This is a genomic window from Bacillus cihuensis, assembly GCF_000504145.1.
GTDB classification, from domain to species: domain Bacteria; phylum Bacillota; class Bacilli; order Bacillales; family DSM-1321; genus Peribacillus; species Peribacillus huizhouensis.
In genome coordinates this window covers 601,003-616,899 of record NZ_KI632497.1, presented here as the reverse complement: position 1 = coordinate 616,899, position 15,897 = coordinate 601,003, and the positions used below count along the sequence as shown (strand labels likewise).

Genomic DNA, 15,897 nt, shown 5'->3' with positions numbered 1-15,897 from the left:
TATGGTGAGAAGGGGCAAAGTGGAATGCGCAAAACGAAAACAGGAGTATTGGTTATTTTGTTCATAGCCGTATTTCTACTAATAAGTTCCGATGAAGAACAAAACGAAGCTGACTTGAACTCGTTTATTGTAATTGGCCATCGCGGAGCATCAGGCTATGCACCTGAGCACACGATTCTCTCTTATGAATTGGCGTTAAAGCTAGGTGCGGATTATTTGGAAATCGATTTACAGATGACGAAAGATGGAAAGTTAGTTGCGATGCATGATAATTTTGTTGATCGGACAACAAATGGTAAAGGAAAAGTATCATCCTATACACTCGCAGAACTTCAAGAACTTGATGCAGGGTCGTGGTTTAATAAAAAACATAAAAAGTTTGCTGATTCAGTTTACGAAAATTTGAAGGTGCCTACATTGGAGGAAATATTTGACGCTTTTGGGGAGACAGCCAATTACTATATCGAAACGAAGAATCCTGCTAAGTATCCTGGAATGGAAAAAGAATTACTAAAATTATTAACTGAGCATGGTTTAATTGGGTCAAATGCTACAAAAGGTAAAGTAATCATTCAATCATTTAGTGAAAAAAGTCTTCGGAAAATTCATATAAGTAATCCAGATATTCCGCTCATACAATTAATAAAATATAAAGGCAGAGCAAACGTCTCAAATAGTCAAATTAAGAAATGGAAAGAGTATGCAAGTGGGATAGGACCGAATTATCGAATGATAGATGAACACTACATCCATACGGTTAGAAAGGCTGGCTTGTGGATTCATCCGTATACAATTGATAACCATGAGGATATGAAAAGATTAATTGGCTATGGCATTACAGGTGCTTTTACTGATTTGGCTGATCAGCTAGTCCAGGCAAGCAAAGAGGTACCAACACCGACAAATTATGAATAAAAGTAGGCAACATAGTAAAAGCCATATAAGAGGTTGTACAATAGTCAGATAAAAAAGCTTGCGAATTGCATCAAAGCTCATAAATGTTCCTCTGTTAAAATTGCGCACTTCCTCTGCGCAACACAGAGCCCGTAAAAGCCCGATTAGTTGAACCAATCGGGTTCGAGTTGCTTTATCGTTCGTAGCAGAGCGGAGATATTCGACACTAGAACGGGACTAACACTCAGTGGGGGATGAAGAAAACCCCACTGAGTGAAGTTTTACTTTATCTTCCTTTGCGAACACGCACTATAAGAAGCTTTTTTTAATTAGATTTGTTGTGAAAAGTTGAAAGGAACTGTTGAATGGATAGAATCCATGTCCAACGGGTTCCGATGATCCACCCTAAAATAGAATAACCTCGTTAAAAAGAGTACTAAAGCCCTGGTAGACACATACAGGGCATTTTTTATTAGTTCTTACGGATCCCAATCTTCCGACCAGCCTCATTAGGCATGGGGTGGAACCGATAATCGTTTGCCATATTTTCAATCCGTCTTTTGATAGTTATTGGAAATGGAGCAGGGCGCCCTTCGGTCATATCCATTCCCATCAACATTTGCTCACTTGTTGCTAAGCGGTCACCTTTGTCATTTACCATAACGAAAAACACATGTAGTCGTTTTAAGTCGTAGTCTAACAATTGGATTGTGACATGAAGGACTTGACCTTCATGTGCCTCTTTTATATAACAGAGATGTGTTTCTAATGTAAAAATTGAAAAGTGATATTGATTACGGAAGTCAACATCGATTCCTAACTCTATCATTAGACGATCAACTGCCATGCTAAATACAATTGCATAAGCAGAATCGGTCATATGTCCGTTATAGTCAATCCAATCATTTCTGACGATGTCTTTTAGTAGTGGTTTTACGGTTTGAGACATTTCACATACTCCTTTATTAGACATTAGATGGTTAGCTTTTGTTGTAGAGTCATTATTAGAAAAAGCTTGTTATGCCCCATTCCCGACCAGTTAAGAGATAAGAAGTTTCTATTTTTTATACTCTCCCGCTTAAGTTTGCTCCTGGCCAATATTTTTCTAGTAGTTGAAGGAGTTCAATCAGAAAATGATCGCGACGTTGTTCAAGTTGAGATATTGAACGTCCAGCTGTTTGTTGTTGACAGCCAGCCACAACTTGGTTAGTTAGCTCCTCCGTTAATTCAGGTGCAACGAGTTTTGTCCAAGGGAGTTTTAATGCAGGTCCAAATTGCTCGAGCATATGTTTCATCCCTTGTTCACCGCCAGCAAGGTGCAGAGTTAAGAAAGGACCCATTAATGCCCAGCGTAACCCAGGACCATAAATAATTGCCGCGTCTACTTCTTCTGTTGTAGCGATGCCATCATTTACAAGATGTAATGCTTCGCGCCATATTGCTTCCATAAGACGGTCTGCAACATGACCTTCGATTTCGTTGGAGATAACAAGAGGTTTCATCTTGATTGATTCATAAAAATGCACTGCCCGATTTATAACGTCAGAGGAAGTTTTTTTCCCACCAACAATTTCTACAAGTGGCACTAAATATACGGGATTGAACGGATGAGCAACAATGACGCGTTCAGGTTTTTTGCATTTTTCCTGTAATGTGCTAGGCATAATACCGGATGTACTTGATGCAATGATCGCATCGGATTTTGCATGTTGATCGATCGTTTGTATTAGTGTTTGTTTTAATTCTATGCGTTCTGGTGCGTTTTCTTGAATGAGATCTGCGTTTAAAACGGCCTTTGTAAGATTTGGTTCAAATGTAAGTCGATCTTTTGAAGCTTCGGCAGCTAACCCTTTTTTCAAAAGAGCTGGCCAAGCTTTATCGATTGCTGTTCGCATTCGTGACTCAGCAGATTTTGCTGGATCTGTTGCGATTACGTCATATCCTTGAGCAAGAAAACGAGCAATCCAACCATTCCCGATAACTCCAGTACCAACAACGGTTACTTGTTTGATCAACTTTGAATCCATATTATTCAGCCTTTCCGTGAGGGTTATTTAATTTGAGGTGTATTCTTGCTTCTTGTGGTGTCATCGGCTTTGTACCAAGACCATCCATGATTGTGACAACTTTGTCTACTAACTGGCTATTTGTTGCAAATACCCCTTTATCAAGGTAAAGATTGTCTTCAAGACCAACGCGGACATTACCACCAAGCAGCATGGTTTGAATCGCTATTGGCATTTGATAGCGTCCGATCCCAAATGCAGACCAGTGAGCATTTTTTGGAAGTTTATCTCGCATGTATAGTATTGTTTCGGCATCAGCGTCAGCTCCCCATGGGATACCTAGGCAAAATTGAAACATAGGGTCCCCGTCAATAAGACCTTCATCCATTAATTGTTTAGCAAAGCGAAGATGCCCAGTATCAAAGCATTCCAATTCTGGCTTAACACCACTTTGCTGAATGAGACGAGCTTGTTTACGAAGCCAATCAGTTGGGCTTATATAAAGTTGATCGCCAAAGTTAAGGCTACCACAGTCAAGTGTGCAAATCTCAGGTAATAATGTAGCAACAGGTTCATGTCGTTCCTCAGGTGTTTGAATATCAGTTCCTGGCCCACCGACTGCGGGGTTTTCTTGGCTAGGAATCCAGTCTCCACCACCACCTGCTGTAATATTAAGAATGACATCTGTATCGGATTCACGGACTCGTTCCACCACTTCACGAAAAAATTGCGGGTCATGACTTAGAGCACCAGTTTTTGGATCGCGGACATGAATATGGGCGATTGTTGCTCCAGCTTTTGCTGATTCAATCGCAGCAATTGCAATTTCCTTTGGCGTGATTGGAACATGTGAGCTCTTTTTGGTTGTATCTCCTGCACCTGTTACTGCGGATGTTACAATTACTTTTTTCCTCATATTAATCCTCCTGTCCTTCTATTTAAAAACTTTCACTTGTAGAGGTTGTTCAAATAGTGCGGTAATAAAGCTTGCGAATTGTATCATCACACACGATAGACCTTCTGTTAAAATCTCGCACGTTCTATGCAAGTCCAGTCCTCACGTATTATTGTATACGCGTAGACAATCGCTCTCAGAACTACTCTGCTCTTTTTATCTTCCTTTTCGAATCCGCACTTGTATAAAAAAAAGAAAATGGCCAGTGTTTCACCATTTTCTTTTATAGATAAGGAGTCAGAACTCACTTACCTTATTATTAAATTCAAAATAGTTCGTATTAAGATTAAGACAGCATGGGCAACAAGTGTTGAGTTTGCTATTAATCCACCACTAATTGGGTTCGGATCACAAGTATATTTAACTTTTCGTTCATTTTAGAAATGAATTATGGTTTTGGAACATACTTGAAAATTTCCCCGCTATCAAAGAATTCAACTAAGCTTGTTAACCAATTGTAATAATCCAACCATTCCTTAGTTTCTTTAAGTAAATCATTGATTTTTAGTTCTATTTCTTCCGTTAAAGATTCATTCTCGAGAATGGCCTTTAATTCGGTTGCTAGTTTTTTTTCGAACAGTTTATTTTTTTTTATGGACTTTTGCCAGTTGGAAGTGAATAACGATACAAAGGTTTGGTAATAGTCTTGCTCAACATTATAAAGGTCTTTACGGACGCCTTTTTCAAAGACTTTTTCCGCAATATTAAGATCTAGCATTTCACGAACCACTTGGCTCATGCGGGTTTTACTCATTCCTGTTGCTTCTGATAATTCATCAAGGGTCATTGCTTTTCTATTCATATAGATAATGCCAAGTACTCGACCAACTGTTGCTGAGACCCCGAAAGTGTGCATATTATCCGCGATTTTTTCGACAAATTGATCTTCCGCATGTTTAATTTTACTAAAATGTTTTTCAGCCACAAGGATCCTCCTTCCAATTGCCAGTTGCATATGTCACTGTATCACATTTGAGTAAAACTGGAAAATTAGTATTTGGAAGGAAATGAACCGATTGTTGAGCATTTATAAGGAATGTATTGCTTAAACTTTGTGTAGTAATAAATTTACGTAAATTTCGTGCAATTTGTAAAATTTATAAACTTTTTAATTTACAAACTTTACTTTACACTTAAGAGGTTACTAAAATTTTTTCACGGTTAGGTACTTACATTAAATAAATTGATGTAAGGAAAATAATGGAGGTGTGTTACATTTGCTGAAATTCGACCATGTTTCAAAAATGTATAAGGGAGGAAAAAAGGCAGTTAACAATTTGTCCTTAGAGTTTAAAAAAGGAGAATTTATTGTTTTTATTGGACCAAGTGGCTGTGGTAAAACGACAACAATGAAAATGATTAACCGCTTAATCGAACCTTCTGAAGGAAGCATTTACATTAATGGGGAAAACATTTTAGAGAAAGATCCAGTACAACTTAGACGAGAAATTGGGTATGTGATTCAACAAATCGGACTATTCCCTCATATGACTATTCAAGAAAATATTTCACTTGTTCCCAAGTTGTTGAAATGGCCGGAAGAAAAACGTCGTACACGTGCAAGAGAGTTGTTAGAGCTTGTTGATATGACACCAGAATACTTAGAGCGATTTCCACATGAACTAAGTGGTGGGCAACAACAACGGATTGGTGTGCTACGAGCATTAGCAGCTGATCAGTCACTCATTTTAATGGATGAGCCATTTGGTGCATTAGATCCTATTACAAGAGATTCGTTACAGGAAGAGTTCAAGAAATTGCAACAAAAACTAGGAAAAACAATTGTGTTCGTTACTCATGATATGGACGAAGCCCTTAAATTAGCTGATCAAATTGTTATATTACGAGATGGTCAATTGGTGCAGGTAGGTACTCCTGATGAAATATTACGAAATCCTGCAAATGATTTTGTTGAAGAGTTTATTGGGAAGGAACGGTTAGTTCAAGCTAGACCTAATATTCAAACAGTTGGGCAAGTAATGAACCCAAATCCAGTTACTGTGACAGAGGACAAAACGTTATCTGAAGCCATTCAAATAATGAAGCATCATAGGGTAGATGCTTTGTTGGTGATTGATGAACAGCAGGTACTTAAAGGGTATATTGATGTTGAAATTATTGATCAAACCCGTAAAAAAGCGACACATGTTGGTGATGTTCTGGTAAGAGAATTACTAACAGTTGATAAAGATACACTTGTTCGTGATACAATTCGAAAAATCTTGAAAAAAGGGATGAAATATGTTCCTGTGATTGATCAAAAACAACGTCTTGTTGGGATTGTTACTAGGGCAAGTCTTGTTGATATTGTCTATGATTCTATTTGGGGCGAAGAAGAGAGTATACAATAATTGAAAGGAGGGAGAAGTGATGGATCGTATTATTGAATTTTTTACTAATTATGGCGGCGAAATGTTATTTAAAACTTGGGAACATTTATATATTTCATTAATTGCGGCACTATTAGGGATCATTGTAGCTGTTCCACTTGGGGTTGCACTAACTCGTTTTCCAAAAAGTGCAGGCATTGTGATGGGGATTTTAGGCATTATTCAAACGTTTCCGAGTTTTGCAATCTTAGCCTTTTTTATTCCAATTCTAGGTGTTGGTAAAGTTCCAGCGATTATCGCTTTATTCTTCTATTCAGTCTTACCTATCTTGAGGAACACATATACAGGTGTCAATGGTGTTAAACGAAGTTTGCTAGAAGCAGGACGAGGGATGGGTATGACTGGATGGGAACGTATCCGCTACGTTGAAGTGCCATTAGCTATTCCGATTATTATGGCAGGTATTCGTTTGTCCACTGTATATTTAATAGGTTGGGCAACTTTAGCAGCTTATATAGGAGCTGGTGGACTAGGTGATTACATTTTTAGTGGACTTAACTTATACCAAGCCGAATTCATTGTTGCTGGAGCGGTTCCGGTTACTATTTTAGCTTTATTGGTTGATCTTCTTTTAGGTCGTATTGAAGAAAAAGTAACACCTAAAGGAATTAGAAAAATGAAAGAAGCTGTTTAGGAAGGGGGAGCATGAAACTTGTTAAAAATATATAAGAGTTTACTAGTTGCATTAGTCTCTTTGACTGTTTTCATTAGTGGTTGTTCTCTTCCAGGCTTGAGTGGGCCGGCTAAGAATACGGTTGCTGTCGGGACGTTGGGTACATCAGAATCACAGATTATGGGGAACATTGTTCGCCTTATGATTGAACATTACACGGATGTCCACGTAGAAATGGTCAATAATTTAGGTTCATCGATCGTCCAACATAAGGCGATGATGAACGGAGATGTTGATATTACTGCGACACGTTATACAGGGACAGACTTAGCAGGTGCGTTAGGAATGGAGCCGGTAAAAGATCCACAGGAAGCTCTTGAAATTGTGCAACGTGAATTTGAAGAACGATTTGATCAAACATGGTTTGATTCATATGGGTTTGCTAACTCTTATGCATTTACGGTTACGAGAGAATTGGCTGAAAAAGAAAATTTAAACACAGTATCAGATTTAAAAGCATTTGCTTCTGAGTTGAAGTTAGGTGTAGATAATTCCTGGTTGAAACGAAAAGGAGATGGCTATGAGGGTTTCGTCTTAGAGTATGGATTTGAATTTGGCAAAACGTATCCGATGCAGATTGGTTTAGTTTATCAAGCGGCAGCGAATAAAAAGATGGATGTTGTGCTTGCATATACGACAGATGGCCGTATTAAGGCATTTGATTTAAAAGTATTAGAGGACGATAAGTACTTTTTTCCGCCATATGATACTTCAGTCGTTGCGAGAAATGATGTATTAGACAAACACCCTGGTCTTCGAGACATCCTCCAAAAACTAGCAGGTGCAATTGATACAGAAAAAATGCAAGAGTTGAACTATGCTGCTGATGGAGAAATGAAGGAACCATTAATCATTGCAAAAGATTTTTTGGAAGAACACAATTACTTTGAATAATTAGGGGGTGACTATCGATGGAAACGATACAGGAGGTTTTATATTATTATTCTCAAAACGCAGGATATGTGTGGGAACAATTTTACCGACATTTTTTAATGGCTGCTTATGGTGTTATCTTAGCAGCGTTCATCGCAATACCTGTTGGAATCTTAATTGCTCGATACCATAAGTTAAGTATCTGGGTAATGTCGCTAGCAAATATTATTCAAACGATCCCAGCATTGGCAATGTTAGCTGTACTCATGTTGGTAATGGGACTTGGAACGAATACAGTTGTGTTTGCCCTGTTTCTCTATTCTCTTTTACCAATTATTAAAAACACGTATACAGGCATTCAAAATGTTGATCATGCTTTACTAGAGTCCGGGAAAGCGATGGGGATGACCAAGTTACAAGTGTTACGAATGGTTGAGCTACCGCTTGCTTTGTCAGTTATTATGGCAGGCTTACGAACTGCGTTAGTTATTACAATAGGTATTGCCACCATTGGTACGTTCATTGGTGCCGGCGGATTAGGGGATATCATTTTACGGGGTACAAATGCTACAGATGGGACAGCAATTATTTTAGCAGGTGCAATTCCTACCGCATTGATGGCTGTTATCGCTGATGTTGTGATGGGTTGGATTGAACGAAAGTTATCACCAATGAAAAAGAGAAAAGGTACCGTAAAGCTAGTTGAAGAGCCTGTAGTATAGCATTTCCATTATTTGGACCAAAGAGGATTCAGTATCGATAGTTTTGGTTCGAAAAATTTCTGTAGTTCTAGCCTTGTTCCACTCCTAATTGGAGTTGGATTTGTAGTAAAAATCTAGATTTTCTTTATTTTAGATGGTGGCTTTATAATGCCTTAACGTTTGGTTTGGTATAAAAGAAATCCATCTGGAATAATCTTCGGATGGATTTTCAGTTAAATTATTATTTGCACTTAGTAAGAAAAGAGGAGGAGTTCATGTGTCTATAGTACAAATTTTACTAGAGAAAGATGTTCCTTGTACGTTGCGGGATGGTACTGTTTTATATGCAGACATTTATCGTCCTAATATGGATGGAACTTTTCCGATTTTGCTGACCCGACTGCCTTATAATAAAGATTTGCCTATGTATTCGCATCGGTATCTCGATACAAATCGAATGGTGCAGAATGGATATGTAGTCATTGTTCAGGATGTCAGAGGACGCTTTGCATCTGAAGGTGAATTTGTCCCATTTTTGTACGAAGCGGAAGATGGATATGACACTGTGGAATGGGCGGCAGAACTCCCTTTTTCAAATGGAAGAGTGGGGATGTTTGGTTTATCCTATTACGGCTTTACACAGTTGTTGGCTGCTACGGAACGACCACCACATTTACATGCGATCGCTCCTGCCATGACGTTATATGACTGGCGTGAGAACACAGTAGAAAGGGGTGGGAAGTTCTTAGTCGGTTCTTCAGAAACATGGGCACTTGAATCAATAGCACCAGATCAGATTAATCGAAAATATAAAGACCCGAAACAGCATGCTGAGATGATGGCAAAAATGGCGGAACATTACAATCGGATAGAAGAATGGTATCTTTACAAGCCGATTCAGGATTGGCCTCCACTTAAAGAGCTAGGTGTAGCTGACTTCTTCTATGATCTTGTTGGTGATAAATGGAGTGAGGATCAATGGGATCGAGTGAATATTACAAACAAATATCACAACATCGAAGTTCCGGCATATCATATTGCTGGCTGGTATGATAACTTTTTACAAGCAACGATTCAAAATTATACCAAGTTGAGTGAAATGATGGATTCCGATCAACGATTAATCATTGGTCCATGGGGACATGGTTTATTTAGTTCTATACTAGGTGAAAGGTCTTTTGGCATTCATGCATCTGGCGATTGGATTGATCAAAAAGAAGACCTGACTAATTTACATATCAGATGGTTTGATCATTGGTTAAAAGACAAGAATTCGGCTTTGTTTGAAGAAGCACCGATTAAATTGTTTGTTATGGGAATTAATAAGTGGCGTAGTGAAAATGACTGGCCGTTAGCTCGAACAAAATATACTCCTTTTTATTTACATAGTGGGGGCTGCGCAAATACTCGTTTCGGCGATGGATTTTTAAGTTGTGAAAAACCAGAAAAGGAACCAGTCGATACATTTATGTATGATCCTGCAAATCCAGTTCCATCGAATGGGGGAGGAACTTTGTTTGCAGGGGTTAACACGTTGGGACCGCTTGATCAACGAGAAATTGAAAGAAGAGATGATGTATTAGTTTATACATCAGAGCCTTTAGAGCGAGCACTGGAAGTGACAGGTCCAATTAAAGTGATTCTTTGGGCAAAAACAGATGCAGCGGACACTGATTTTACCGCAAAATTAATCGACGTTATGCCAGATGGAAAAGCGTATAATTTAACAGATGGTATTGTTCGTGCGATGTATCGAAATGGACGGAAGCAGGAAGAAGCTTTAAATGAAGAAGTCGTACAATATGAGATAGACTTATGGGCAACAAGTAACGTGTTCCTACCTGGCCACCAAATAAGAGTGGAGATTTCGTCTAGTAACTTTCCACGCTTCGATGTAAATTTTAACAATGGTACAACCACGCTGGACGGCACAAAGTATACCACGGCTAATCAAACCATATATCACAATGTGGAATACCCGTCACATATTTTGTTACCGGTCATCCCAAACAACAAAAACTAAAATAATATCAAAAGAGGGAGTCTCAAAAAGGTCTGACTTTGCACTCTATATCAGTATGTAGTGTTTCATACACGTAGCTTATATTGTATTAACATTTTGTGGGGGCTGCGCCTTTTGTTAGTCAGGTGGAATTGGTAAATAGTGAAGTAGCGAAAAGTAACCATTGCGCTGATAATGTTTGTTTATGGGTGTCTGGTAAAAGAGTGTTGGAAGCACAGATAAAAATTACCTGTAAAAAAGAACGATTAGCGGATGAGTTCTAACCAAACAAAGAGGGTGCCCATATGGTCACCCTCTTTGTTTGGTTAGCTTTTTCCGTTGATAAGTTGATAGCACAACTCCTCCCACAATGAATAGGGATCCTAATAATTCTACACTTGTAATTGGTTTGGATAGTAAAATGAATCCTGTAACCATGGCGACAAAAGGCTCTAAATTAGACAATATCGAGGCCTTTGAAGCATCAACATGTCGAATGTTGTTATTCCAAATAAGTGTGGCTATCCCATGCACAATAACAGCTGTTCCGATTAATAGAGCCCAATCAGATATTTCAAAACTAATCTGAATAGGATCGTCTAATGAAAAAGCAAATGGAATCGATATAATAAATCCTACAAGATTTGAATATAAAGTAATCGTAAGAGGGTCTACTCTTTGAGAGAGTACTCTCGTCATAATGATCATAATTGCGAAAGTAATCATCGTTACAACGATCCATAGTAAACCATTATCAATGTGAATCGTTGATAAATTTCCTTTCGTTACAACAAAAAAAATGCCGATGATTGCAAGAATGGATCCCATTAACATGCGAATTGTTAATCTTTCTTTTAAAAATATAGCGGCTAAAAAGCTAGTTAAAATAGGAGTAGTAGCTAAAATTAATGCAGATGTGGTTGGATCAGCTGTTTGTAATCCTACAAAAAAAGACCATTGATTAATAAATACACCAATAACCCCGAGAACAAAAAGCCAAATTAAATCTGCCCTATTCACGCGTATAAAAGCCTTTTTAAACAAAGATAAGCCAATTAAAACTAGCACAATAAACAATAGTCTCAGCATAGTTAGCATAGTTGGAGAGAAATCTTGAACTAATATTTTTCCAAAGACAAAATTACTTCCCCATACGACAACACATACAATGAGCCAAGAGTAAGCCTTTAACATCTAAATCATCACCGTTCCTATAACAAAATTCCATTGGTCTATTATAAACGTAGTTGCTAGTTCCGTATACAAAATTGTCCAGTTGGATTTGATTTGTAAAATTGTGATTATTATTAAAGCTTATTTTCAACTTTTTTCAGTTGGACAATTATGGGTAGCTTATACTTCTGATCATAATAAAGTGAGCATTTTTTTCGTTTATATCCTGTATTTACTGGTGGTAGTACCTTCACTTCATCTTTTGGTAGAGGATCGAGACAAAAGAGATAGTGAATAACAAAAGCCCAATAGATAGAAGTTTCACTTTATAAAAAAATTGATTAAAATCCCCAACAATGTTTTTTGTACTCCATCATTAAATAAAGGGATAGATGAATTTGTAAATTAGGGATGGATGAAAATGGCGAAAAGATATCGAGGGAAAACATTAAGTAAACTCCCTTCAAAAGGGAGAGGGGTTTGTCCATTATGTGGGAGGAAAAGAATAAAGTTATTATACTCTCATAAAACTGAAACGAAAAACATTATTCAAGTATGTAAAAACTGTCGAAATAAATAAGTTCATAAAGGTTGCTTCGGCTCCTTTTTTTATGAAGGACATGGGGACGGGGCTTAGCAAAGTCAGATGAGCTCCTCTACCTTCATAAGGTGATACAATTTATGAATCTGAACCTTTATCATCGTTGGACTATAGAGCAGACGCTCAAGGATGTTTTTATCATTTAAAGATACTTATGATAATGGAGCTATGTTCAATAAAAAAGGAGATAACCCAAGAAGGGTCAGACCCCGCAATAACTAAATACAGTAAAAGATAAGTGTATGAGACACTACTTACTGATTTAGAGTGCGAGGTCTGACCCTTATGAGACACTTGTATTATCTGACTGCTTCTTGTACTTGATTTACTCAGAGGCTGGTCTGATGCGTTGTTCTGTTTCGACATCGAAGAAATGAGCTTTGTTCATATCAAGAGCCATTTCCAAATTATCGCCTGCTTGAACGATGGTACGTGCATCAACTCGTGCAACGAAGTCTTGACCGCCTAGTGAAGAGTAAAGCATGAACTCAGCCCCCATTAACTCAGATACTTCAATGTGAGCATTGATTTTTGTTGCTGGAGAAGATTCGATGAACAATGGCTCATCGTGGAAGTCCTCAGGGCGAATTCCTAAAATGATATCTTTTCCGACATAGCCTTGATCACGCAGAAGCTTCATTTTGCCTTCAGGAATTGCAATAGATTGATCGCCAATTTTTACAATACCATTTTCTAGTTTACCGTTTAAGAAGTTCATGGCAGGAGAACCGATGAAACCGCCTACAAAAACATTTTCAGGTTTTTCATACACATCTTTTGGTGCACCAACTTGTTGGATGATTCCGTCTTTCATAACGACAAGGCGTGTAGCCATCGTCATTGCTTCAGTTTGATCATGGGTAACATAAATCGTCGTTGTGTTTAAGCGTTTGTGCAATTTAGCAATTTCGGCACGCATTTGCACACGAAGCTTCGCGTCAAGGTTCGACAAAGGTTCATCCATCAAGAATACTTTTGCATCACGGACGATTGCGCGGCCAAGGGCAACACGTTGACGTTGACCACCAGATAGAGCTTTTGGTTTACGGTCTAAGTATACTTCAAGGCCGAGAATTTTTGCCGCTTCTTTCACGCGTTGATCAATTTCAGCCTTTGGCATTTTACGAAGTTTTAGTCCAAATGCCATGTTATCATATACAGTCATATGTGGATACAATGCATAGTTTTGGAAAACCATCGCGATATCACGGTCTTTAGGTGGAACATCATTCACACGTTTTCCATCAATGTAGAAATCACCTTTTGATATTTCTTCAAGTCCTGCAATCATACGTAATGTTGTCGATTTACCACAACCGGAAGGTCCTACGAATACGATAAATTCCTTATCTTCAATTTGTAGATTGAAATCTTCTACTGCGGTTACTTTATTATCATAGATTTTAAAAATATGTTCTAATTGTAATTCAGCCATTTAACTAACCTCCCAAATCTCTTGTCTATGAAACTATTATATTGAAAGCGTATTCAAATCGAAATGGACAGGGTGCACAAAAATGATAGCGTGTTTTTATGCAAGGTGCCATATATTTAAAATTCTGATAACAAGATAAGCAAATAAGCGGGTAATGCATGATTAAAGGCTCGTACATCAAGGCCCGTTTTATCGATAAATTTATCAATACGATATTGTAGACTATTACGATGAATATAAAGTGTTTTCGCCGCTAGACTTGCATTCGAATTACATTCAATATACGTCTTTACTGTTCTAATTAGTTCTTTATCTAGCAATGTTTCACCGAGTAATTGAGTGATAAACCATTTTTTTTCGTCTTCTTGCATACCTTTTAGAAAAATAAAAGGAAGTAAATCAGCAAGAACGATCATTTTCTGATTTTGAATAAGTTTTTTTGTTTTAAGATAGTATTTCTTTTCCATTTCATAATGAGAGGCTAATTCATTATCTACTAAATGAAAGCAGCCTAGGAAAATTTCAATCTTTGTATAAAAATCACTTTCTAGTGTTTGAAGCATGGCTATTAGTTCTTCTTTTTTTAGACAATCTCCTGTGTTACCTTCAATTAAAGTACCAGATTTATCTCCCGTCCAAATTAATACTGCACTTGAAGAAACGAATGACAATAGTGCTTGTTCAAAATCAAGATAGGAAAAATCATTATGATCAAAGTGGAAATGGGTGAAACGCACATGTTCCCAGCGTGTTTTGGGTATTATACCATTTTTGTGTAGCAAAAATTCACTCCAAGTCAGTTTGGTGAAAGTATCATTTCTACCGTCGAATGAATCAGTATGAAATAAGAGACTGAGAAGGTTTATTTCTGCAGGTGTAATGGCTGTTTTCGGTATCCCGATTTCAAAGCCCGTATCATCTCTAAACCACAAGTATTGTTCTACATTAGACACTTCCTGCTTATGAGAAACCGAATTTGGAAATTTGTTAAGTAATTTTTCTAACATCATAGACTGCCTTTCTTGTTTGTATTACTGGGAATTTTCATTATCCCAGTTTAACAGGATGTAATAAAACTCCTACAATAAGGTGAGGGATAACTGCAAGCGAATTCTCGATTGGTGAGATGCAGTGAAACTTACTTTATGGTTTTCGATGGTAAGGTTTTCGCCCTCTGGATGTAAGTCACTCAGACGAAAATACTAGAATAGGACCTAACCATTAGGGGGGGTGTGAAAACCCTCACGGATGGAAGTTTCACTTTATTATAACGAAGTTTCAACTATTAGGAAAATTCAATGCGCTTTCATGAGTAAGAGAGGAATGGAAAGTCGTTTGAAGAAGTTTCTTTTCTGTGGAAAAGGGGCAGTGCTTCGCCAAATCAGCTCCGCACCGCCACCTTCAAAAGGTTATACAATTTGAGCACCTAAACTTTTTTCATCGCTTAAGTTTTAAAGCAGACGCTTAACGGGAAAAAAGGAACCTCCACTTCAAGGCTTAGATGAGTAGGTGGGGGATAACTGCCTTAACAATCAGTAGGGGATTAAGAAAATTCCCTACTGATTGAAGTTTCACTTTATGAAGAAAAAGACAGACCTCGCTATGAGACCAGTCTATTTCGCTTCCTGCTAGTTACTTACGTTTGGGGGATCTTCATCATTAAAATCATGTGTCTCCTCAATATTTTGCTTGCTTCCTGATTGATAGACATTCCCACCTGCCATACCTTCATTAATAATTCGATCAACATCAAAATAGGCCGAATCTTTTCCCTCGTACTCAGTATCTTTAAGGAATGTAAACTTCTCCTTCATGTATGGATCCTCCTATAGGGTAGCACTTAGCTCGTAACGAATAGTCATTTAGAAGTTTGCCTATTCCTTGTCAGAGTTGTTCATAGTGCTTTTCAATTGACTATAGTTTGACCGAAGAAAAGGGCATTATTCATAAACGTGAAAAATCATTAATTCGTGAATCATGCTTGTTAGCTGTATCAAATCAGCACGAGTGGGTTCTGAATTTAAATATTCAATTCTTCCATCTGGATGATAAATGGCTTGATACTGTTTTTTATGATAATAAAATGAAATCGTCCATCCGGGCAAATGATGGTCTTTATATAACGGTGCCACCTGGAAATGAGTGATCAAATGGATACCTCCGTAAGTGAGATTATAAGTATTATAAAGGAAGA

At 37.8% G+C, this 15,897-nt stretch carries 15 protein-coding genes; 6 read left to right on the top strand and 9 right to left on the bottom strand.

The annotated features are described in order from the left end of the window. Positions 1–24 precede the first annotated feature (24 nt). A complete protein-coding gene (locus V179_RS28450; RefSeq protein WP_051405067.1) occupies positions 25–915 on the top strand; it encodes a glycerophosphodiester phosphodiesterase in 891 nt (296 codons plus the stop codon). A 451-nt stretch (positions 916–1,366) separates the two neighbouring features. On the opposite strand, the gene V179_RS0121145 is transcribed toward V179_RS28450, so the two are convergent. The 4 genes from V179_RS0121145 to V179_RS0121130 form a co-directional block, all read right to left on the bottom strand. After that, positions 1,367–1,843 (bottom strand): thioesterase family protein, encoded by a 477-nt coding sequence (locus V179_RS0121145; protein WP_028393251.1) that lies wholly within the window; start codon positions 1,841–1,843, stop codon positions 1,367–1,369. A gap of 115 nt (positions 1,844–1,958) precedes the next feature. Further along, positions 1,959–2,921, bottom strand: coding sequence for an L-carnitine dehydrogenase (locus tag V179_RS0121140; RefSeq protein WP_028393250.1), 963 nt, complete (start codon positions 2,919–2,921; stop codon positions 1,959–1,961). A 1-nt stretch (position 2,922) separates the two neighbouring features. Further along, positions 2,923–3,816: a BKACE family enzyme gene (locus V179_RS0121135; protein ID WP_028393249.1), complete on the bottom strand. Its 894-nt coding sequence runs from the start codon at positions 3,814–3,816 to the stop codon at positions 2,923–2,925. Positions 3,817–4,243: 427 nt separating this feature from the next. Continuing rightward, complete coding sequence (locus tag V179_RS0121130; protein WP_051405066.1) at positions 4,244–4,810, bottom strand: GbsR/MarR family transcriptional regulator; 567 nt, start codon at positions 4,808–4,810, stop codon at positions 4,244–4,246. Between the two features lie 262 nt (positions 4,811–5,072). Between V179_RS0121130 and V179_RS0121125 the strand changes: the two genes are divergently transcribed. The 5 genes from V179_RS0121125 to V179_RS0121105 all read left to right on the top strand — a co-directional run bounded on the left by V179_RS0121125 (position 5,073) and on the right by V179_RS0121105 (position 10,515). Further along, a complete protein-coding gene (locus tag V179_RS0121125) occupies positions 5,073–6,206 on the top strand; it encodes a betaine/proline/choline family ABC transporter ATP-binding protein (protein WP_028393247.1) in 1,134 nt (377 codons plus the stop codon). Between the two features lie 19 nt (positions 6,207–6,225). After that, positions 6,226–6,879, top strand: a complete 654-nt coding sequence (locus V179_RS0121120; protein WP_028393246.1) for an ABC transporter permease — start codon at positions 6,226–6,228, stop codon at positions 6,877–6,879. A gap of 18 nt (positions 6,880–6,897) precedes the next feature. Next, positions 6,898–7,812 (top strand): osmoprotectant ABC transporter substrate-binding protein, encoded by a 915-nt coding sequence (locus tag V179_RS0121115; RefSeq protein ID WP_051405065.1) that lies wholly within the window; start codon positions 6,898–6,900, stop codon positions 7,810–7,812. 17 nt (positions 7,813–7,829) lie between these two features. Continuing rightward, complete coding sequence (locus V179_RS0121110; protein WP_028393244.1) at positions 7,830–8,513, top strand: ABC transporter permease; 684 nt, start codon at positions 7,830–7,832, stop codon at positions 8,511–8,513. 256 nt (positions 8,514–8,769) lie between these two features. Beyond that, entirely contained in the window at positions 8,770–10,515 is a 1,746-nt protein-coding gene (locus V179_RS0121105) for a CocE/NonD family hydrolase (protein ID WP_028393243.1), read from the top strand. 288 nt (positions 10,516–10,803) lie between these two features. Here the strand turns inward: V179_RS0121105 and V179_RS0121100 are convergent, their stop codons facing one another. From V179_RS0121100 to V179_RS0121075, 5 genes are all read right to left on the bottom strand, one after another. Further along, positions 10,804–11,688 (bottom strand): DMT family transporter, encoded by an 885-nt coding sequence (locus tag V179_RS0121100; protein WP_028393242.1) that lies wholly within the window; start codon positions 11,686–11,688, stop codon positions 10,804–10,806. A gap of 905 nt (positions 11,689–12,593) precedes the next feature. Then, positions 12,594–13,703 (bottom strand): ABC transporter ATP-binding protein, encoded by a 1,110-nt coding sequence (locus V179_RS0121095; RefSeq protein WP_028393241.1) that lies wholly within the window; start codon positions 13,701–13,703, stop codon positions 12,594–12,596. 116 nt (positions 13,704–13,819) lie between these two features. Beyond that, entirely contained in the window at positions 13,820–14,713 is an 894-nt protein-coding gene (locus V179_RS29275) for a PucR family transcriptional regulator (protein WP_051405064.1), read from the bottom strand. Between the two features lie 618 nt (positions 14,714–15,331). Continuing rightward, positions 15,332–15,517: a hypothetical protein gene (locus V179_RS0121080; protein ID WP_028393240.1), complete on the bottom strand. Its 186-nt coding sequence runs from the start codon at positions 15,515–15,517 to the stop codon at positions 15,332–15,334. A gap of 126 nt (positions 15,518–15,643) precedes the next feature. Continuing rightward, entirely contained in the window at positions 15,644–15,853 is a 210-nt protein-coding gene (locus V179_RS0121075) for a DUF5342 family protein (RefSeq protein ID WP_028393239.1), read from the bottom strand. Positions 15,854–15,897: the final 44 nt, after the last annotated feature.